Raw genomic sequence first — 17,657 nt, forward strand, 5'->3', positions numbered from 1 at the left:
CCCCGCAACGAGTTGCGGGGCTTTAATCCGTTACCGGACCACGAAAACCTTACTCAGCAACGATGCTGATATATTTACGGTTGTTCGGGCCTTTAACTTCGAATTTCACTTTACCGTCTGCTTTAGCAAACAGAGTGTGGTCACGACCGCAACCTACGTTGTTACCAGCGTGGAATTTGGTACCACGCTGACGAACGATGATGCTGCCCGCCAGAACGGTTTCGCCACCGAAACGCTTAACGCCCAGGCGTTTAGCTTCTGAATCGCGACCGTTACGAGTTGAGCCGCCAGCCTTTTTATGTGCCATTTAAATCTCTCCTCAGGTCTTAGGCGCTGATGCCAGTAATTTTCACATCAGTGAACCACTGACGATGGCCCTGCTGCTTACGGTAGTGTTTACGACGACGAAACTTAACGATTTTAACTTTCTCGCCACGACCGTGAGCAACAACTTCAGCTTTGATTACGCCGCCATCAACGAAAGGAACGCCGATTTTGACTTCTTCACCGTTTGCGATCATCAGAACTTCAGCGAACTCAACAGATTCGCCAGTTGCGATGTCCAGCTTTTCCAGGCGAACGGTCTGACCTTCGCTTACTCGGTGTTGTTTACCACCACTTTGGAAAACCGCGTACATATAGAACTCCGCTTCCGCGCACATTAATCGTGTGATTCAGAGTGCGCTATAAATATTCACAATAGGGCGCGAATATTACGCAAAACGCGAGCCTTTGACAAGTGCTACCATCAATAGACGCAGAAAAAAAACACAACTTTCACGGTAACGTTTATCTGAGCCGTTTTTTCAGTACAATCAGTACCACAACTCTAACGTAAAACCTTCGTTATCCCCTGTGGATAAGTGGTAAACAGGACATTAAGCCCGGCTTTTGCGATGAATCTACAACAAATCAATGAGTTAACCGCGCAGGATATGGCGGGTGTCAATGCAACGATTCTTGAACAGCTCAACTCAGACGTTCAGCTCATCAATCAGTTGGGTTATTACATCGTCAGCGGAGGTGGGAAACGCATCCGCCCAATGATCGCCGTTCTGGCTGCGCGCGCGGTTGGTTACGAGGGAAATGCTCACGTTACCATCGCCGCGCTGATTGAATTTATCCATACCGCTACGCTACTGCACGATGACGTCGTGGACGAGTCAGACATGCGTCGCGGTAAAGCGACCGCAAACGCCGCATTCGGTAACGCAGCCAGCGTGCTGGTTGGCGATTTCATCTACACTCGCGCTTTCCAGATGATGACCAGCCTCGGTTCGCTGAAAGTTCTGGAAGTGATGTCTGAAGCGGTGAACGTGATTGCTGAAGGGGAAGTCTTGCAGTTGATGAACGTCAACGACCCCGATATCACCGAAGAAAACTACATGCGCGTGATTTACAGCAAAACGGCGCGCCTGTTTGAAGCCGCTTCCCAGTGCTCGGGACTACTCGCGAACTGTACGCCTGAACAGGAAAAAGGGCTGCAGGATTATGGGCGCTATCTTGGTACGGCTTTCCAGTTAATTGACGATTTACTGGATTACAGTGCCGATGGTGAGACATTGGGCAAAAACGTCGGAGATGACCTCAACGAAGGTAAACCGACACTGCCGCTGCTGCATGCGATGCGGAACGGCACACCAGAGCAATCTGCGCTTATCCGTAGCGCTATTGAGCAAGGTAACGGGCGTCACCTGCTCGAGCCCGTACTGGAAGCGATGGCGGCTTGTGGTTCACTTGAGTGGACGCGTCAGCGCGCTGAGGAAGAAGCGGATAAAGCTATCGCCGCCCTCTCTCCGTTACCCGATTCTCAATGGCGTGAAGCGCTCATTGCCCTCGCCCACATCGCCGTCCAGCGCGATCGCTAACCGCACTTCCCTCTCCCGTGTCATTCACGGGAGAGTTCCAATAAAATCCAGAAAACACCACTATAAACACCACTAAAAACACCATATAACGCCAGTAATTTGATGTTTTCTGAATTACATGCGCACTACATGAACTTTTTAGAACTTATCTATAGAAAGCGCTATAGTACTCCCGTGTCTTTTCAACGAACAATTTAGCGTCTGAATCAGGGAGGAAACATGGAAAAGTTTATTGACTGGCACCCTGCGGATATCATCGCGGGTCTGCGCAAAAAAGGCACAACGATGGCGGCGGTGTCGCGCGAAAATGGTCTGAGTTCCTCTACGCTTGCCAACGTTCTGTCACGTCCGTGGCCGAAGGGTGAACTGATTATTGCGAACGCGCTGGGCACTCAACCCTGGGTCATCTGGCCATCACGCTATCACGACCCGATCACGCATGAGTTTATTGATAAGACCCTGTCAATGCGTAAATCAAAGAAGAAGTAAAATCCGATCGCCTCTCGCGCTGCGCGCAAGAGGCGTTGTCAGCAGAACGATTACTCGCCCTTCACACGTTCGATATTCGCACCCAGCGCGCGCAGTTTGTCTTCAATGCGCTCGTAGCCACGGTCGATGTGATAGATACGGTCAACAATGGTGGTACCTTCCGCGATGCAACCTGCCAGCACCAGGCTTGCAGACGCGCGCAGATCGGTCGCCATCACCTGAGCGCCAGAGAGTTTCTCGACGCCATGGCAAATCGCGGTATTGCTTTCGATTTCCGCGCGAGCGCCCATACGGATCAGTTCCGGAATGTGCATGAAACGGTTTTCGAAGATGGTTTCAGTGATCACACCCGTACCTTCCGCCAGCATATTCAGCAGGGTGAACTGCGCCTGCATATCGGTCGGGAAGCCCGGGTGCGGCGCGGTACGCACGTTCACCGCTTTCGGGCGCTGGCCGTGCATATCGAGGCTTATCCAGTCGCTACCGACTTCAATTTCAGCCCCCGCTTCACGCAGTTTCGCCAGCACCGCGTCCAGGGTTTCCGGACAAGCGTTACGGCAGATGATTTTACCGCGAGAGATCGCCGCAGCCACCAGGAAAGTACCGGTTTCGATACGGTCTGGCAGTACGCGGTAAACGCCGCCACCCAGACGTTTTACGCCTTCGATGGTGATGCGATCGGTGCCCTGGCCGCTGATTTTCGCGCCCAGCGCAACGAGGAAGTTTGCCGTATCGACAATTTCCGGCTCACGCGCGGCGTTTTCGATGATGGTGGTGCCTTCAGCAAGCGTCGCCGCCGACATGATGGTCACGGTGGCGCCAACGCTCACTTTATCCATCACGATGTGCGCGCCTTTCAGACGACCATCAACGGACGCCTTCACATAGCCTTCTTCCAGCTTGATGGTCGCACCGAGCTGTTCCAGGCCGGTAATGTGCAGGTCAACCGGACGTGCGCCGATAGTGCAGCCACCCGGCAGCGAAACCTGGCCCTGACCAAAACGCGCTACCAGAGGCCCAAGAGCCCAGATGGAAGCACGCATGGTTTTCACCAGTTCATACGGCGCACAGAAGATGTTCACGCCGCTGGCGTCGATGTGTACGGAACCATTGCGCTCAACTTTCGCGCCTAACTGGCTCAGCAGCTTCATCGACGTATCAACGTCTTTCAGTTTCGGGACGTTTTGAATCTCTACCGGCTCTTCCGCCAGCAGCGCGGCGAAGAGGATTGGCAATGCGGCATTTTTAGCGCCGGAAATAGACACTTCGCCCTGGAGCTTAGTCGGCCCCTGAACACGGAATTTATCCATTATTCTGTTCTCTGTTAAAAGTCATACTCGCCATCGATTCACGCCTTTACAGGCGAATCCATGGCTCAAAATCCGTTAAGTTTACGGTCGCGCGCCCACTCTTGCGGGGTATACGCTTTGATTGACAGGGCATGGATGCGGTTGTCCGCAATATACTCCATCAGCGGGGCATAGATTGCTTGCTGCTTCTTGACCCGGCTCATGCCGTCAAACATCTCACCCACCGCGATAACCTGAAAGTGGCTGCCATCGCCCGAGACGATCGCTTCCTGAAGGGAGAGTGCATTCATCAGCACGGTCTGAATTTCATGATTTTCCATGGGTTCACATTTTATCTGATAGAGAAAACAGCCCAACATCTTAGAGGAAAGTGACGTTGGCTTAAACAAGCAAAAAGCCCTATCGTGCAGATTGATAGGGCTTTAGGAGTCATCAACAGTAGTAACGCACTGAAAGCATTACGGGATCATATCTGCTGGCAGATTGTACAACCCGGCAAGAGTAGCGACATTTTCACTCACCCCCTTAACGCTGGCTGTATTGCCCTGTCGGCGAATCAGATCGATGAAGTGGATCAGTAACGCCAGACCTGCGGTATCCACGCGGCTAAGCCCGCTGAGATCGATAACCGTCGCGCCCTGTGTGGCTTCGGCTCTGGCTTCCCACAGAGGCACCAGAAGATCCTGATCCAGTTCACCGTGCAGCGACAGGCTTTCCCCGTCGCGCGTCCAGCTCAACTGTTCCGTCATTATTTTTTCTGTTCCAGCGTAATAGGCTGGGTAGAGATCGATTTCAACTGCGCGGTCAGGCCATCAATGCCTTTGGTGCGCAGGAGGTCGCTCCACTCGTTTTGCTTGGTGGTGATCATGCTCACCCCTTCCGCAATCATATCGTAAGCCTGCCAGTTACCCGTCTGGGTATTTTTACGCCACTGGAAGTCCAGGCGTACCGGCGGGCGGCCATTCGGATCGATGATAGTGACGCGGATAGGCACGATAGTCGCGTCGTTCAGCGGCTGTTCCGGCGCAATCTGGTAAGTCTGACCATGGTACATCGCCAGTGCCTGGCCGTAGGCCTGTTTCAGATACTCACGGAAAGCTGCAAAGTAGGCGTCACGCTGTGCAGGCGTCGCATCTTTGTAATAGCGACCCAGCACCAGCGCGCCGGCGTATTTCACCTGAACATACGGCAGCAGTTCCTGGTCTACCACATCACGCAGGTAGTTCGGGTTAGCACGAATCTTCGGCTGTTCATTTTTCAGGCGATCAAAGGTTTTCTGCGCCGCTTCATTCATCAGTTTGTACGGGTTGGACTGATCGGCCGCGGTGGCCGCCGTCAACGGCGCAATCATCAGCATAGCGACCATCAATAAGCGTTTAAACATAGATTACTTCTCCTGAAATTAATTCGTCGAGCCAGCAGCAGGCGTTGCAGCGTCAGTATGTCCTTCGCCAGATGCCTGCGCATCGCCTGAATTCTTATTGTCACTGCCTTTACTGTTGTAAAGGAACTGACCGATTAAGTCCTCAAGCACCATCGCGGACTTCGTGTCCTGGAGAGTGCTGCCATCTTTAAGGATAGACGTTCCCAGCTCAGGGTCTTCAAAACCGACGTTCAGCGCCAGATACTGCTCCCCCAGCAGGCCGGAGGTGCGAATAGCCAGCGAGCTGGTGTCCGGGATATGGTTGTAGCGTTCTTCAATATCCAGCGCCACACGCGGCAGATAGGTTTTCGGGTCAAGGGTGATGTCCGCAACGCGCCCCACCACAACCCCGCCAATACGCACTGGCGAACGCACATTCAGACCGCCAATGTTATCGAAGGTGGCGTAAATGCGGTACGTCGGCTCCGTGCGCAGCGAAGTAACATCCGCCGCTTTCAGGCAGATAAACAGCGCCGCCAGCATGGCCACCAGCAAAAAGATACCGACCCAGATTTCACTCTTTTTCGTTTGCATTCACTCAATTCCCAAACATCAGTGCCGTCAGCACAAAGTCCAGCCCAAGCACCGCCAGCGACGAATGCACCACGGTGCGCGTTGTCGCCCGGCTGATCCCGGCAGAAGTAGGGATCGCATCGTAACCATTGAATAACGCAATCCATGTAATTGTAATGGCGAAGACCACGCTCTTGATCAGGCAGTTCACCAGATCCAGGCGGAAGTCCACCGCATTTTGCATCGCCGACCAGAAGAACCCGGCGTCGATGCCCTTCCAGTTTACGCCGACCAGCGACCCGCCCCAGACGCCGACGGCAACAAACATAATTGTCAGCAGCGGCAGCGAGATAACGCCCGCCCAGAAGCGCGGTGAAATAACGCGGCGCAGAGGGTCGACGGCCATCATCTCCATGCTGGAGAGCTGTTCGGTGGCGCGCATCAGGCCGATTTCAGCCGTCAGAGCGGAACCCGCGCGGCCCGCAAACAGCAGCGCGGCAACCACCGGCCCCAGTTCACGCAGCAGCGACAGCGCCACCAGCATGCCCAGACTGGTCTCCGCACTGTAGGTGGTGAGCACCAGATATCCCTGAAGCCCCAGCACCATGCCGATAAACACGCCGGACACGATGATAATAAGCATCGACAACACGCCGACGTTATAAAGCTGGCGCACCAGCAACGGCGCGTGCTTACGAAACTCCGGCTTGCCGACGATGGCATTGAATAACATTAACCCGGCGCGCCCGAATGTCGCGAGAGTCTTAATCCCACGATGGCCCAGCGCGGCCAGTGCATTTAACAGCATGAGTATGTTAGCTCCCTGTACCTAAGAGATCGCGGCGATAGTCGCCCGCAGGATAGCGGAACGGCACAGGCCCGTCGGCAATGCCGTCGAGGAACTGGCGTACCCGAGGATCGTCGTTCTCCTGCAACGCCGACGCACTTCCGTGCGCGACAATTTTTTTATCCGCCACGATGTAGGCGTAGTCCGCGATACTCAGCACCTCAGGCACATCGTGCGAGACCACAACACAAGTGACACCCAGCGCGCTATTGAGTTCCGAAATCAGTTTCACCAGTACGCCCATGGTGATGGGATCCTGGCCGACAAAAGGTTCATCAAACATGATGAGATCGGGTTCAAGCGCAATGGCGCGCGCCAGCGCCGCACGCCTCGCCATCCCGCCGGAGAGTTCAGACGGCATCAGTTTTGCCGCCCCACGCAGGCCGACCGCTTCCAGTTTCATCATCACTGTGCTTTTCAGCAAAGCGGGAGGAAGCCGTGTGTGCTCGCGAATAGGATAGGCGACGTTATCAAAAACGTTCAGATCGGTGAACAGCGCACCGGACTGGAACAGCATGCTCATGCGTTTGCGAACAGTATACAAACGCGAACGCGACATCTCCGGCACATTTTCGCCGTCAAACAGGATCTCGCCGCTGTCCGGTGGGATCTGCCCGCCAATCAGGCGCAACAGCGTGGTTTTGCCGATGCCCGACGGCCCCATGATGGCGGTAATTTTTCCGCGCGGCACCGAAAGCGAGATGTTGTCGAAGATGACACGGTTCCCGCGCGTGAAGCTCATTCCCCGGACATCAACAAGATTCGCTAAACTCTGGCTCATACGTTTACCTTTACCAGGACCTTAACAGGGTAGGCATGAAATGTTTCCCTGCCCTAAACCCGACATTCTTACAGAATCTGCTCCGCTTTGGTTAACGAAATCTGGCATTTGTTTTACTTTTACACCGCATAAAGTCAAAATTAGGAATTCGTTATCCCAGGCGTTATGGACTAGCGATTATACCTTAAGAAAGGATTTCAAATGCTTTTAGCGACGGCTCTGTTCATAATTGGTTTACTTCTGGTGGTTTACAGCGCCGACCGTCTGGTTTACTCCGCGTCAATACTGTGCCGCGCGGTGGGGATACCGCCGCTAATTATTGGTCTGACGGTGGTCAGCGTCGGCACATCGCTTCCCGAGATTATTGTCTCTTCCGCCGCCGCTCTGCATGGGCAGGTCGATTTGGCCATAGGCACCGCTATCGGTTCAAATATCATTAACATCTTGCTGATACTGGGCCTTGCCGCTCTTCTGCACCCTTTTACCGTGCATTCTGATATCCTGCGCCGCGAAATACCATTAATGTTGATCGTCAGCCTGCTGGCGGGCTATGTGTTGTATGATGGTGAATTATCACTGTTTGACGGCGTGTTTTTACTCACCCTGGCAGTGATTTGGTTGTTATTTACCGTTAAAATCGCCCGTATGGCGGAACGCCAGGGCAACGACAGCCTGACCCGCGAACAGGTGGCAGAACTGCCCCGCGAAGGGTCGCTGCCAGTCGCTTTTCTGTGGTTGGGTATCGCATTGATCATTATGCCCATGGCAACCCGCATGGTCGTTGATAACGCCACCGTGCTGGCGAACTTCTTTGCCATGAGCGAGTTAACGATTGGCTTAACGGCTATTGCGCTGGGCACCAGCCTGCCAGAACTGGCAACCGCCATCGCCGGTGTGCGCAAAGGCGAAAATGATATTGCTATCGGCAATATCATCGGCTCCAACTTTTTTAATATCGCCATTGTTCTGGGGATACCGGCGCTTCTCGCGCCAGGAACGTTCAGTCCCCTGGCCTTCACCCGCGATTATGGCGTGATGGTTGTGGTGAGCGTGATTTTTGCATTGCTATGCTGGCGACGCCGCCAGATTGGCAGCATGGCGGGTGCGCTCTTAATGGGTGGATTTATCGCATGGCTGGCGCTGCTCTGGTGGGCAACGCCGCTCTTCGTAGAATGAATCGGGATAACATTATGTCGCAAATCGATTTGCAACCGGGTTTTGACTTCCAGAAAGCCGGGAAAGAGGTGCTGGAGATTGAACGTGAGGGCTTAGCCCAGCTCGATCAATACCTCAACGAGGACTTCAGCCGCGCCTGTGAGAAAATCTTCTACTGCGGCGGTAAAGTCGTGGTGATGGGCATGGGAAAATCCGGGCATATTGGCCGCAAAATGGCGGCGACATTCGCCAGTACCGGAACCTCCTCTTTCTTCGTTCATCCTGGTGAAGCCGCGCACGGCGACCTGGGCATGGTGACGCCGCACGATATCGTCATCGCCTTGTCTAACTCCGGAGAATCAAACGAAATTCTGGCATTAATCCCGGTTCTGAAACGCTTGCAGGTACCGCTGATTTGCATGACCAGCCGCCCGGAAAGCAGCATGGGCCGCGCGGCGGATATCCATCTGTGTGTGAAAGTGCCAAAAGAGGCCTGCCCGCTCGGTCTGGCACCGACTTCCAGTACCACGGCAGCGCTGGTGATGGGCGATGCGCTGGCCGTTGCACTGCTGAAAGCGCGCGGCTTCACTGCCGAAGATTTCGCGCTCTCCCACCCTGGCGGCGCTCTGGGTCGCAAGCTGTTGCTGCGCGTAAACGACATCATGCACACTGGCGACGAAATCCCACACGTCAATAAAACGGCGTCTTTACGTGATGCGCTGCTGGAAATTACCCGCAAAAACCTTGGCATGACGGTGATTTGCGATGAAAACATGAAGATCGACGGTATCTTCACCGATGGTGACTTGCGCCGTATCTTTGATAACGGTGCCGATTTACGTAGCCTGAACATTGCCGATGTGATGACCCCAGGCGGCATTCGTATCCGTCCGGGAACGCTGGCCGTTGACGCGTTAAACCTGATGCAATCCCGCCACGTTACCTGCGTGCTGGTTGCCGATGGCGATCAACTGCTTGGCGTCATCCATATGCATGATTTACTGCGCGCAGGCGTAGTGTAAAAGGATTAAAAACAATGAGTAATGCTGTCACTTCCGTGGCAACCTGTTACGGCCCGGTGAGCACCGAATTTATTGCGAAGGCGGAAAAAATCCGCCTGCTTATCCTCGACGTCGACGGTGTGCTGTCCGATGGATTGATTTACATGGGCAATAATGGCGAAGAACTGAAGGCCTTCAACGTGCGTGATGGCTACGGTATCCGCTGCGCTCTGACGTCCGGAATCGAAGTTGCCATTATTACCGGGCGAAAAGCTAAACTGTTAGAAGACCGCTGTGATACGTTAGGAATTACCCATCTTTATCAAGGGCAATCCGATAAACTTATCGCCTATCGCGAGCTGCTCGGCAAGCTCGGTCTACAGGCCGATGAAGTGGCCTACGTGGGCGACGATCTCATCGACTGGCCGGTGATGGCGGAGGTGGGGTTAAGCGTGGCGGTTAGTGACGCGCATCCGCTGCTGCTGCCGCGCGCAAATTACGTCACCCGCATTGCCGGTGGGCGTGGCGCCGTTCGTGAAGTGTGCGATCTCCTGTTGCTGGCGCAAGGAAAGTTAGAGGAAGCCAAAGGGCAATCGATATGAGTAAAACCAGACGTTGGGTTATTATCCTGCTTTCGCTTGCAGCGCTCATCCTCATTGGCGTGAATCTGGCCAGTAATGACGATGACGGTCAGCCCGTAGTGAACGCCAACGATCCAACTTATAAAAGCGAACATACCGATACGGTGGTCTACAGCCCTGAAGGCGCGTTGAATTATCGGTTAATCGCGGAACACGTCGAGTATTTTTCCGACGAGGCTATTTCGTGGTTTACCCAGCCGCGACTGACCACTTTTGACACCGATAAAGTGCCAACCTGGTCGATCAAAGCCGATAAAGCGAAGCTGACAAACGATCGCATGCTGTACCTTTACGGTCACGTTGAAGTGAATGCGCTGACCCCTGATGCGCAATTGCGCAAAATTACGACGGATAATGCCCAAATCAACCTGATTACTCAGGATGTTTCTTCAGACGATTTGGTGACGTTATACGGAACGACATTTAATTCCAGCGGCCTGAAAATGCGCGGCAATTTACGCAGCAAGAACGCCGAGCTGATTGAAAAGGTTAGAACCTCTTATGAAATTCAGAACAAACAAACTCAGCCTTAAACTGGCGATCGCGGGCTCACTGTTGGCAGCCAGCCTGCCAGCACTGGCGCTGACGGGTGATACCGACCAGCCGATTCATATCGAATCCGATCAGCAGTCGCTGGATATGCAGGGCAATATCGTCACCTTTACCGGCAACGTTATTGTGACTCAGGGCAGTATCAAAATTAACGCCGATAAAGTGGTAGTGACGCGCCCTGGCGGCGAAAAAGGCAAAGAAGTGATCGACGGCTACGGTAATCCGGCGACCTTCTACCAGATGCAGGATAACGGCAAGCCGGTAAAAGGCCACGCGGCAAAGATGCACTATGAACTGCAAAGCGATTTCGTGGTGCTGACCGGTAATGCCTATCTTGAACAGGTCGACAGCAACATCAAGGGCGACAAAATCACTTACCTGGTTAAAGAACAGAAAATGCAGGCGTTTAGCGAAAAAGGTAAACGCGTAACGACCGTTCTGGTTCCGTCCCAGTTGCAGGACAAAAACAAAAACCAGGCTCCGGCACAGAAGAAGAGTAACTAATTCGTTATGGCGACATTAATTGCAAAGAACCTGGCTAAAGCCTACAAAGGCCGCCGCGTGGTAGAGGATGTCAGTCTGACCGTCAATTCCGGTGAGATTGTGGGCCTGCTTGGGCCGAACGGCGCGGGTAAAACCACCACCTTCTACATGGTGGTCGGTATCGTGCCGCGCGATGCGGGCAATATCATTATTGATGACGAAGACATCAGCCTGCTGCCGCTGCACGCCCGTGCGCGCCGCGGGATTGGCTATCTGCCGCAGGAAGCGTCCATTTTCCGTCGTCTGAGCGTCTACGACAACCTGATGGCGGTGCTGCAAATTCGCGACGACCTCACCAGCGAGCAGCGGGAAGACCGCTGCAACGAGCTGATGGAAGAGTTCCACATCGAACACCTGCGCGACAACATGGGTCAATCGCTCTCCGGGGGCGAACGCCGCCGCGTAGAGATCGCCCGCGCGCTGGCCGCAAATCCGAAATTCATCCTGCTTGATGAACCGTTTGCCGGCGTTGACCCGATCTCCGTTATTGATATCAAACACATCATTGAACACCTGCGCGACAGCGGTCTCGGCGTGTTAATCACTGACCACAACGTTCGTGAAACGCTGGCGGTGTGTGAGCGTGCGTATATCGTCAGCCAGGGGCAACTGATCGCCCACGGTACCCCGACAGAGATCTTACAAGACGAACATGTTAAACGTGTGTATCTTGGGGAAGACTTCAGACTCTGATAGGGTAGAAGGTTGAGAGAGGTTAGCCGGAGATTATCGCACTGAATATGAAGCAAGGTTTGCAATTAAGGCTCAGCCAACAGCTCGCCATGACGCCGCAGCTACAGCAAGCTATTCGCCTGTTGCAGTTGTCTACGCTGGAACTTCAGCAGGAACTTCAGCAAGCGCTGGAGAGTAATCCCCTGCTTGAGCAAACCGATCTTCATGAAGAAATCGACGCTAAAGAGACGCCGGATAACGAAACGTTAGATAGCGCCGACGCGCTCGAACAGAAAGATATGCCGGAAGAGCTGCCACTGGATGCCAGTTGGGATGAAATCTACACCGCCGGAACGCCCTCAGGCACCGGCGCAGATTACCAGGATGACGAACTGCCGGTCTATCAGGGGGAAACCACCCAGTCACTTCAGGATTACCTGATGTGGCAGGTCGAGCTGACGCCGTTCACCGATACTGACCGGGCAATTGCCACCTCCATCGTTGACGCCGTTGACGATACGGGTTATCTGACCGTCCCGCTGGAAGATATTCGCGAAAGCATGGGCAACGACGAAATCGGCCTGGATGAAGTCGAAGCGGTGCTTAAACGGATCCAGCGATTTGACCCGGTTGGCGTTGCCGCCCGCGATCTCCGCGATTGCCTGCTTATTCAGCTATCCCAGTTTGCCAAAGAGACTCCCCGCCTCACCGAAGCCCGCCTGATCATCAGCGACCACCTCGATCTGCTTGCCAATCACGATTTCCGATCGTTAATGCGCGTCACGCGTCTGAAAGAGGACGTGCTGAAAGAAGCGGTCGATCTCATCCAGTCACTGGATCCGCGTCCGGGTCAGTCGATCCAGACCGGCGAGCCAGAGTATGTGATCCCTGATGTACTGGTGCGCAAAGTCAGCGGGCGCTGGGTGGTGGAACTCAACGCCGACAGCATTCCCCGTTTGCAGATTAACCAGCACTACGCCGGGATGTGCAACAACGTCCGTAACGATGCCGACAGCCAGTTTATCCGCAGTAATCTGCAGGATGCGAAGTGGCTGATTAAAAGCCTTGAGAGCCGCAACGACACGTTGCTGCGCGTCAGCCGCTGCATCGTAGAGCAGCAGCAGGCGTTTTTTGAGTCCGGCGAAGAGTATATGAAACCGATGGTGCTGGCGGATATCGCCCAGACCGTCGAGATGCACGAGTCCACGATTTCACGCGTGACTACGCAGAAGTATTTGCATAGCCCACGCGGCATTTTTGAGCTTAAGTATTTCTTCTCAAGCCATGTGAATACCGAGGGTGGCGGTGAAGCCTCATCCACGGCGATTCGCGCGCTGGTGAAGAAATTGATTGCCGCGGAAAATCCCGCGAAACCACTGAGCGACAGTAAGCTGACCTCTATGCTCTCCGATCAAGGTATCATGGTGGCCCGGCGAACCGTTGCGAAGTACCGAGAGTCTTTATCCATTCCGCCGTCTAACCAGCGTAAACAACTGGTCTGACTCAACTGATAAGGAAGACACTATGCAGCTCAACATCACTGGACACAACGTCGAAATCACTGAAGCCCTGCGCGATTTCCTCAACACGAAATTCGCGAAGCTGGAACAGTATTTTGAGAGGATCAATCAGGTCTATATTGTGTTAAAAGTGGAGAAAGTGACGCACATCTCGGATGCGACCCTGCATGTTAACGGGGGCGAACTTCATGCCAGCGCGGAAGGGCAAGACATGTATGCCGCGATTGATCTGTTGATCGACAAACTGGCGCGGCAGTTAAATAAACATAAAGATAAACTGAAACAACACTAATTGTCCGGGCAGCCGCCCGATGCCGGTAAAGTGTCGGGCGATGCTTAGGTGAAATTATGATAAATAACGATTCGGCTCTACAACTGAGCAATGTGCTTAACCAGGAATGTACCCGCAGTGCTGTTCACTGCCAGAGTAAAAAACGGGCGCTGGAAATCATCAGTGAACTGGCGGCGAAACAGTTAGGTCTGCCTCCGCAGGTGGTGTTTGAAGCGATTCTCACCCGCGAAAAGATGGGGAGTACCGGGATTGGCAACGGTATCGCGATCCCACACGGCAAGCTGGAAGAAGACACTCTTCGCGCCGTAGGGGTATTCGTGCAGCTTGAAACGCCGATTGCGTTCGATGCCATCGACAATCAGCCGGTTGACCTGCTGTTTGCGTTGCTGGTGCCTGCTGACCAGACCAAAACGCACTTACACACGCTTTCACTGGTGGCGAAACGTCTGGCGGATAAAACCATCTGCCGCCGCCTGCGCTCGGCGCAGAGTGACGAAGAGCTCTATCAAATCATCACCGAAACGGAAAACAGTGATGAAGCGTAAGGAAAATGAGTTCGTACTGAGGAGAAACGGTACATGGTACTGATGATCGTCAGCGGCCGCTCAGGCTCGGGTAAATCCGTGGCCTTACGGGCGCTGGAAGATATGGGTTTCTATTGCGTAGATAACCTGCCGGTGGTCCTGTTGCCTGAGCTTGCGAATACGCTTGCCGACCGGGAGATCTCCGCCGCCGTCAGTATCGACGTGCGTAACATGCCGGAGTCGCCGGAAATCTTCGAAAAAGCGATGGAAAATCTGCCGGACGCATTTTCTCCACAGTTGCTGTTCCTCGATGCCGATCGCAATACGCTGATCCGTCGTTACAGCGACACGCGCCGTCTGCACCCGCTTTCCAGCAAAAATCTGTCGCTTGAAAGCGCCATCGACAAAGAGAGCGACCTGCTCGAGCCTCTGCGCTCACGCGCGGATCTCATCGTCGATACCTCCGAGATGTCGGTGCATGAACTGGCAGAGATGCTGCGTACTCGCCTGCTGGGTAAACGTGAACGCGAGCTGACGATGGTGTTTGAATCCTTCGGCTTTAAGCACGGCATCCCTATCGATGCGGACTATGTTTTCGACGTGCGCTTCCTGCCGAACCCGCACTGGGATCCTAAACTGCGTCCAATGACCGGCCTGGATAAACCTGTAGCGGCCTTCCTTGACCGTCACACGGAAGTTCATAACTTTATCTACCAGACCCGCAGCTATCTTGAGCTATGGTTACCTATGCTGGAAACCAATAACCGTAGCTATCTGACCGTGGCGATTGGCTGCACCGGCGGTAAACACCGTTCGGTGTATGTCGCCGAGCAACTGGCTGACTACTTCCGCTCTCGCGGTAAGAACGTGCAGTCTCGTCACCGGACGCTGGAAAAACGTAAATCATGACCGTAAAGCAAACCGTTGAAATCACCAACCGGCTGGGCATGCATGCCCGGCCAGCGATGAAGCTGTTTGAACTGATGCAGAATTTCGATGCGGAAGTGCTATTACGCAACGACGAAGGCACAGAGGCGGAGGCCAACAGCGTGATTGCCCTGCTTATGCTGGATTCCGCTAAAGGCCGTCAGATTGAAGTTGAAGCAACCGGGCCGCAGGAAGTCGAAGCGCTGGCCGCAGTTATCGCACTGTTTGAATCCGGCTTTGATGAAGATTAAGTAACTCTCCTCAGAATAGCAGATGGCGGCTTCGCCCTGTCTGCCCTTCACAACGAACTCCACACCTTCAAAACGCCATTCGGCGTTTTTTTATTGTCCCTGTACAATTTGTGCTCTTTTCAATCCAGGACTAACCTTAAGAAAACCTTAACAGGGTTCGTTTATGTTTCATTTAAGTTTGATGTCGATACTGGTTAATTGTCAGCAAATAATTCCAGGAGCGCGTCATGTTAAAGTTATCGGATCAAAACCCCCTGGGCACCGGAAGACATCGTAAATGTTATGCGCATCCGGATGATGCCCAACGTTGCATTAAGATCGTCTACAACGATGATGACGGCGGCGATAAAGAGATCAAACGTGAACTGGGTTATTACGCCCATCTCAATCGCCACCTGAAAGACTGGAGCGGGATCCCGCGCTATTACGGTACCGTTGAGACTGACTGCGGGGTGGGTTATGTCTATGACGTGATCAGCGACTTCGACGGTAAACCGTCGATCACCTTAAAACAGTTCGCTCAGGAATGTCGTTACGAAGAAGATCTGGTTGTGCTGCGTCAGCTCCTGCGCGCGCTGAAGAAGTACATCAATGAAAACCACATCGTGACCATGACGCTGAAGCCAGCCAATATTCTTTGCCACCGCATCAGCGAATCGGAAGTGGTGCCGGTTATCTGCGACAACATCGGTGAATCCACCTTTATTCCACTGGCCACCTGGTCAAAATGGTTCTGCCGTCGTAAACAGGATCGTCTGTGGGAACGTTTTATTGCGCAGCCGGTACTGGCTGCCGCACTGAAAACCAGCAAGCCGCTTACAGAGCACAGCCCGCTGGAATTTTCGTCGCGTAAATCTTAATACAGCTTGTGGTGAGTCATGAAGGATTCACCGCCAAGCTGACGCATCTGCCGCAGGATCCACGCCTGGCGGCTGCGAACATAGCCTGAAGGCGCATCGGCCTTAAAGCGGACAGGGCTAGGCAACACAGCGGCTAACAGCGCGGCTTCCGACATCGTCAGATTGCTGGCGGGTTTATGGAAGTAGCGCTGGGCTGCGGCTTCCACGCCAAATATCCCCTCGCCAAACTCAGCAATATTCAGGTAAACAGTCAGAATACGTTTCTTACTCCATACCGTTTCAATTCCGACAGTCAGCCCGGCCTCCAGCCCTTTGCGCAGCCAGCTACGGCCATCCCACAGCAGCAGATTTTTCGCCGTCTGTTGCGAAAGCGTAGACGCGCCACGAATGCGGTTTTCATTACGTTCGTTATGGGAGAGCGCTTTTTGGATAGCCTGAACGTCAAATCCCCAGTGCTCCGGGAATTTTTGATCTTCGGCGGCAATCACTGCCAGCCCCATCCACGGCGAGATCTCATCCATGCTGACCCAGTCAGAGTGCGCCACGTAATGAAAATCGCCGCTGAACCAGGCGCTTAACTGACGCTCGACCATAACCGCAGAAAACGGTACCGGTACAAAACTGAACAGCGCAATGCCGCCTCCCCAGAAAAGCGCCAGCAGCAGCGCGACGCGCCATAGCAGGCGCTTCACCCACGCCAGCGGTGTGATCCGCTTACTCATTCAGCCAGAACCAGTACGCGCGCCACCAGTTTTTCAATTCCGCTGGCGGCTTCAGCGATATTCTGCGCCAGCATATACGCCGGGGTCGTGACCACTTTGTTATCTTCATCAACAACAATGTCGTCTACCGGGCACGGCACATGTTCCGCCCCCATTTCTTCCAGCACTTCCGCGGTATCAATATCGGTACCAATGGTGATACGCAGTGGGAAATCGAAAATCTTTGGCAACATCGCCGGGGCGATGCACATAAAACCGAGTGGTTTTCCCGCCTGATGCATGGCCTGCGCCAGCGTTTTCAGATGGTTATCCACTTCACACTCCGCTCCCTGGGTCGCAAAGTTAGAGAGGTTTTTCGCGGCCCCAAAGCCACCGGGAACAATCAGCGCATCCAGTTCTTCAGCCTGTGCGCTACTGAGCGGGCTTACTTCACCGCGCGCGATGCGGGCAGACTCAATCAGTACATTGCGGCTCTCGCCCATCGCCTCTCCCGAGAGGTGATCGACGACGTCAAACTGGCGCTTATCCGGCGCGAAGCAGATGGCCTGCGCGCCGCTGCGGGCAATCGCCAGCAGTGTAATGGTTGCTTCGTGAATTTCAGAACCGTCATAAACACCGCAACCACTCAATACAACGCCAACTCTTTTCATGATGCTCATCCCTCGCTGTAACCGACTGAAGATTATTACTATTTCTGATTAACTCGCTATGCTTCACATATTTTGCTGATTCATGTAACAAATATTTCAAGATTTGCTATCTTAAT

The 17,657-nt window shown here is 53.7% G+C and carries 25 protein-coding genes; 14 read left to right on the top strand and 11 right to left on the bottom strand.

From position 1 onward, the window contains the following. Positions 1–49: 49 nt before the first annotated feature. Both rpmA and rplU read right to left on the bottom strand, forming a co-directional pair. The gene (gene rpmA / locus VSR74_RS11100) at positions 50–307 is read right to left on the bottom strand and encodes a 50S ribosomal protein L27 (protein ID WP_007673187.1); all 258 of its coding nucleotides are present in this window, start codon (positions 305–307) and stop codon (positions 50–52) included. A gap of 19 nt (positions 308–326) precedes the next feature. Further along, on the bottom strand, positions 327–638 hold the full coding sequence (rplU, locus tag VSR74_RS11105) for a 50S ribosomal protein L21 (RefSeq protein ID WP_003025032.1): 312 nt from the start codon (positions 636–638) through the stop codon (positions 327–329). Positions 639–896: 258 nt separating this feature from the next. Between rplU and ispB the strand changes: the two genes are divergently transcribed. Both ispB and sfsB read left to right on the top strand, forming a co-directional pair. Then, the gene (gene ispB, locus VSR74_RS11110; protein WP_347794786.1) at positions 897–1,868 is read left to right on the top strand and encodes an octaprenyl diphosphate synthase; all 972 of its coding nucleotides are present in this window, start codon (positions 897–899) and stop codon (positions 1,866–1,868) included. A gap of 219 nt (positions 1,869–2,087) precedes the next feature. Then, positions 2,088–2,357 carry a DNA-binding transcriptional regulator SfsB gene (sfsB, locus tag VSR74_RS11115; RefSeq protein ID WP_347794787.1) on the top strand — a complete coding sequence of 90 codons (270 nt, stop codon included), beginning with the start codon at positions 2,088–2,090 and terminating at the stop codon, positions 2,355–2,357. A 50-nt stretch (positions 2,358–2,407) separates the two neighbouring features. Here the strand turns inward: sfsB and murA are convergent, their stop codons facing one another. From murA to mlaF, 7 genes are all read right to left on the bottom strand, one after another. Continuing rightward, the gene (murA, locus tag VSR74_RS11120; protein WP_015962837.1) at positions 2,408–3,667 is read right to left on the bottom strand and encodes a UDP-N-acetylglucosamine 1-carboxyvinyltransferase; all 1,260 of its coding nucleotides are present in this window, start codon (positions 3,665–3,667) and stop codon (positions 2,408–2,410) included. A gap of 65 nt (positions 3,668–3,732) precedes the next feature. After that, positions 3,733–3,987 carry a BolA family iron metabolism protein IbaG gene (gene ibaG, locus VSR74_RS11125; protein ID WP_347794788.1) on the bottom strand — a complete coding sequence of 85 codons (255 nt, stop codon included), beginning with the start codon at positions 3,985–3,987 and terminating at the stop codon, positions 3,733–3,735. Positions 3,988–4,125: 138 nt separating this feature from the next. Continuing rightward, positions 4,126–4,416 (bottom strand): lipid asymmetry maintenance protein MlaB, encoded by a 291-nt coding sequence (gene mlaB, locus VSR74_RS11130; protein WP_347794789.1) that lies wholly within the window; start codon positions 4,414–4,416, stop codon positions 4,126–4,128. Beyond that, the gene (mlaC, locus tag VSR74_RS11135) at positions 4,416–5,051 is read right to left on the bottom strand and encodes a phospholipid-binding protein MlaC (RefSeq protein WP_347794790.1); all 636 of its coding nucleotides are present in this window, start codon (positions 5,049–5,051) and stop codon (positions 4,416–4,418) included. Before mlaC ends, mlaB begins: the two co-directional genes overlap by 1 nt. Positions 5,052–5,069: 18 nt before the next feature. Next, the gene (mlaD, locus tag VSR74_RS11140; protein WP_347794791.1) at positions 5,070–5,624 is read right to left on the bottom strand and encodes an outer membrane lipid asymmetry maintenance protein MlaD; all 555 of its coding nucleotides are present in this window, start codon (positions 5,622–5,624) and stop codon (positions 5,070–5,072) included. 4 nt (positions 5,625–5,628) lie between these two features. Beyond that, positions 5,629–6,411 carry a lipid asymmetry maintenance ABC transporter permease subunit MlaE gene (gene mlaE, locus VSR74_RS11145; RefSeq protein ID WP_347794792.1) on the bottom strand — a complete coding sequence of 261 codons (783 nt, stop codon included), beginning with the start codon at positions 6,409–6,411 and terminating at the stop codon, positions 5,629–5,631. Between the two features lie 7 nt (positions 6,412–6,418). Beyond that, positions 6,419–7,231 (bottom strand): phospholipid ABC transporter ATP-binding protein MlaF, encoded by an 813-nt coding sequence (gene mlaF, locus VSR74_RS11150; protein WP_347794793.1) that lies wholly within the window; start codon positions 7,229–7,231, stop codon positions 6,419–6,421. 201 nt (positions 7,232–7,432) lie between these two features. Here mlaF and VSR74_RS11155 point away from each other — a divergent pair, with 201 nt between their 5' ends. The 12 genes from VSR74_RS11155 to yrbL all read left to right on the top strand — a co-directional run bounded on the left by VSR74_RS11155 (position 7,433) and on the right by yrbL (position 16,169). Beyond that, on the top strand, positions 7,433–8,407 hold the full coding sequence (locus VSR74_RS11155; RefSeq protein ID WP_347794794.1) for a calcium/sodium antiporter: 975 nt from the start codon (positions 7,433–7,435) through the stop codon (positions 8,405–8,407). 14 nt (positions 8,408–8,421) lie between these two features. Further along, complete coding sequence (kdsD, locus tag VSR74_RS11160; protein WP_347794795.1) at positions 8,422–9,408, top strand: arabinose-5-phosphate isomerase KdsD; 987 nt, start codon at positions 8,422–8,424, stop codon at positions 9,406–9,408. A gap of 14 nt (positions 9,409–9,422) precedes the next feature. Beyond that, positions 9,423–9,989 carry a 3-deoxy-manno-octulosonate-8-phosphatase KdsC gene (kdsC, locus tag VSR74_RS11165; protein ID WP_347794796.1) on the top strand — a complete coding sequence of 189 codons (567 nt, stop codon included), beginning with the start codon at positions 9,423–9,425 and terminating at the stop codon, positions 9,987–9,989. After that, the gene (gene lptC / locus VSR74_RS11170; RefSeq protein WP_347794797.1) at positions 9,986–10,561 is read left to right on the top strand and encodes an LPS export ABC transporter periplasmic protein LptC; all 576 of its coding nucleotides are present in this window, start codon (positions 9,986–9,988) and stop codon (positions 10,559–10,561) included. Before kdsC ends, lptC begins: the two co-directional genes overlap by 4 nt. Then, entirely contained in the window at positions 10,530–11,084 is a 555-nt protein-coding gene (lptA, locus tag VSR74_RS11175; RefSeq protein WP_347794798.1) for a lipopolysaccharide ABC transporter substrate-binding protein LptA, read from the top strand. The genes lptC and lptA overlap by 32 nt, the downstream gene beginning before the upstream one ends. Before the next feature lie 6 nt (positions 11,085–11,090). Beyond that, the gene (gene lptB / locus VSR74_RS11180) at positions 11,091–11,816 is read left to right on the top strand and encodes an LPS export ABC transporter ATP-binding protein (RefSeq protein WP_108474955.1); all 726 of its coding nucleotides are present in this window, start codon (positions 11,091–11,093) and stop codon (positions 11,814–11,816) included. 47 nt (positions 11,817–11,863) lie between these two features. After that, a complete protein-coding gene (gene rpoN, locus VSR74_RS11185) occupies positions 11,864–13,297 on the top strand; it encodes an RNA polymerase factor sigma-54 (RefSeq protein ID WP_347794799.1) in 1,434 nt (477 codons plus the stop codon). A gap of 22 nt (positions 13,298–13,319) precedes the next feature. Beyond that, positions 13,320–13,607: a ribosome hibernation promoting factor gene (gene hpf, locus VSR74_RS11190; RefSeq protein ID WP_347794800.1), complete on the top strand. Its 288-nt coding sequence runs from the start codon at positions 13,320–13,322 to the stop codon at positions 13,605–13,607. 56 nt (positions 13,608–13,663) lie between these two features. After that, on the top strand, positions 13,664–14,152 hold the full coding sequence (ptsN, locus tag VSR74_RS11195) for a PTS IIA-like nitrogen regulatory protein PtsN (RefSeq protein ID WP_015962822.1): 489 nt from the start codon (positions 13,664–13,666) through the stop codon (positions 14,150–14,152). A 33-nt stretch (positions 14,153–14,185) separates the two neighbouring features. Further along, a complete protein-coding gene (rapZ, locus tag VSR74_RS11200; protein ID WP_347794801.1) occupies positions 14,186–15,040 on the top strand; it encodes an RNase adapter RapZ in 855 nt (284 codons plus the stop codon). Beyond that, positions 15,037–15,309, top strand: coding sequence for a PTS phosphocarrier protein NPr (gene npr, locus VSR74_RS11205; protein ID WP_347794802.1), 273 nt, complete (start codon positions 15,037–15,039; stop codon positions 15,307–15,309). The genes rapZ and npr overlap by 4 nt, the downstream gene beginning before the upstream one ends. A 227-nt stretch (positions 15,310–15,536) precedes the next feature. Next, positions 15,537–16,169: a PhoP regulatory network protein YrbL gene (gene yrbL, locus VSR74_RS11210; protein WP_347794803.1), complete on the top strand. Its 633-nt coding sequence runs from the start codon at positions 15,537–15,539 to the stop codon at positions 16,167–16,169. Here the strand turns inward: yrbL and mtgA are convergent. Together mtgA and elbB are read right to left on the bottom strand one after the other, a co-directional pair. Then, entirely contained in the window at positions 16,166–16,891 is a 726-nt protein-coding gene (mtgA, locus tag VSR74_RS11215) for a monofunctional biosynthetic peptidoglycan transglycosylase (RefSeq protein ID WP_347794804.1), read from the bottom strand. The two genes, yrbL and mtgA, sit on opposite strands and share 4 nt — an antisense overlap. Beyond that, positions 16,888–17,541: an isoprenoid biosynthesis glyoxalase ElbB gene (gene elbB, locus VSR74_RS11220; RefSeq protein ID WP_347794805.1), complete on the bottom strand. Its 654-nt coding sequence runs from the start codon at positions 17,539–17,541 to the stop codon at positions 16,888–16,890. The genes mtgA and elbB overlap by 4 nt, the downstream gene beginning before the upstream one ends. Positions 17,542–17,657 lie beyond the last annotated feature (116 nt).

This window comes from Pseudocitrobacter cyperus, from assembly GCF_039889165.1.
Taxonomy (GTDB): domain Bacteria; phylum Pseudomonadota; class Gammaproteobacteria; order Enterobacterales; family Enterobacteriaceae; genus Pseudocitrobacter; species Pseudocitrobacter cyperus.

Coding starts and splice junctions, on each gene's coding strand:
- rpmA (WP_007673187.1), bottom strand. CDS start 307: ATGGCACATAAAAAGGCTGGCGGCTCAACTCGTAACGGTCGCGATTCA.
- rplU (WP_003025032.1), bottom strand. CDS start 638: ATGTACGCGGTTTTCCAAAGTGGTGGTAAACAACACCGAGTAAGCGAA.
- ispB (WP_347794786.1), top strand. CDS start 897: ATGAATCTACAACAAATCAATGAGTTAACCGCGCAGGATATGGCGGGT.
- sfsB (WP_347794787.1), top strand. CDS start 2,088: ATGGAAAAGTTTATTGACTGGCACCCTGCGGATATCATCGCGGGTCTG.
- murA (WP_015962837.1), bottom strand. CDS start 3,667: ATGGATAAATTCCGTGTTCAGGGGCCGACTAAGCTCCAGGGCGAAGTG.
- ibaG (WP_347794788.1), bottom strand. CDS start 3,987: ATGGAAAATCATGAAATTCAGACCGTGCTGATGAATGCACTCTCCCTT.
- mlaB (WP_347794789.1), bottom strand. CDS start 4,416: ATGACGGAACAGTTGAGCTGGACGCGCGACGGGGAAAGCCTGTCGCTG.
- mlaC (WP_347794790.1), bottom strand. CDS start 5,051: ATGTTTAAACGCTTATTGATGGTCGCTATGCTGATGATTGCGCCGTTG.
- mlaD (WP_347794791.1), bottom strand. CDS start 5,624: ATGCAAACGAAAAAGAGTGAAATCTGGGTCGGTATCTTTTTGCTGGTG.
- mlaE (WP_347794792.1), bottom strand. CDS start 6,411: ATGCTGTTAAATGCACTGGCCGCGCTGGGCCATCGTGGGATTAAGACT.
- mlaF (WP_347794793.1), bottom strand. CDS start 7,231: ATGAGCCAGAGTTTAGCGAATCTTGTTGATGTCCGGGGAATGAGCTTC.
- VSR74_RS11155 (WP_347794794.1), top strand. CDS start 7,433: ATGCTTTTAGCGACGGCTCTGTTCATAATTGGTTTACTTCTGGTGGTT.
- kdsD (WP_347794795.1), top strand. CDS start 8,422: ATGTCGCAAATCGATTTGCAACCGGGTTTTGACTTCCAGAAAGCCGGG.
- kdsC (WP_347794796.1), top strand. CDS start 9,423: ATGAGTAATGCTGTCACTTCCGTGGCAACCTGTTACGGCCCGGTGAGC.
- lptC (WP_347794797.1), top strand. CDS start 9,986: ATGAGTAAAACCAGACGTTGGGTTATTATCCTGCTTTCGCTTGCAGCG.
- lptA (WP_347794798.1), top strand. CDS start 10,530: ATGAAATTCAGAACAAACAAACTCAGCCTTAAACTGGCGATCGCGGGC.
- lptB (WP_108474955.1), top strand. CDS start 11,091: ATGGCGACATTAATTGCAAAGAACCTGGCTAAAGCCTACAAAGGCCGC.
- rpoN (WP_347794799.1), top strand. CDS start 11,864: ATGAAGCAAGGTTTGCAATTAAGGCTCAGCCAACAGCTCGCCATGACG.
- hpf (WP_347794800.1), top strand. CDS start 13,320: ATGCAGCTCAACATCACTGGACACAACGTCGAAATCACTGAAGCCCTG.
- ptsN (WP_015962822.1), top strand. CDS start 13,664: ATGATAAATAACGATTCGGCTCTACAACTGAGCAATGTGCTTAACCAG.
- rapZ (WP_347794801.1), top strand. CDS start 14,186: ATGGTACTGATGATCGTCAGCGGCCGCTCAGGCTCGGGTAAATCCGTG.
- npr (WP_347794802.1), top strand. CDS start 15,037: ATGACCGTAAAGCAAACCGTTGAAATCACCAACCGGCTGGGCATGCAT.
- yrbL (WP_347794803.1), top strand. CDS start 15,537: ATGTTAAAGTTATCGGATCAAAACCCCCTGGGCACCGGAAGACATCGT.
- mtgA (WP_347794804.1), bottom strand. CDS start 16,891: ATGAGTAAGCGGATCACACCGCTGGCGTGGGTGAAGCGCCTGCTATGG.
- elbB (WP_347794805.1), bottom strand. CDS start 17,541: ATGAAAAGAGTTGGCGTTGTATTGAGTGGTTGCGGTGTTTATGACGGT.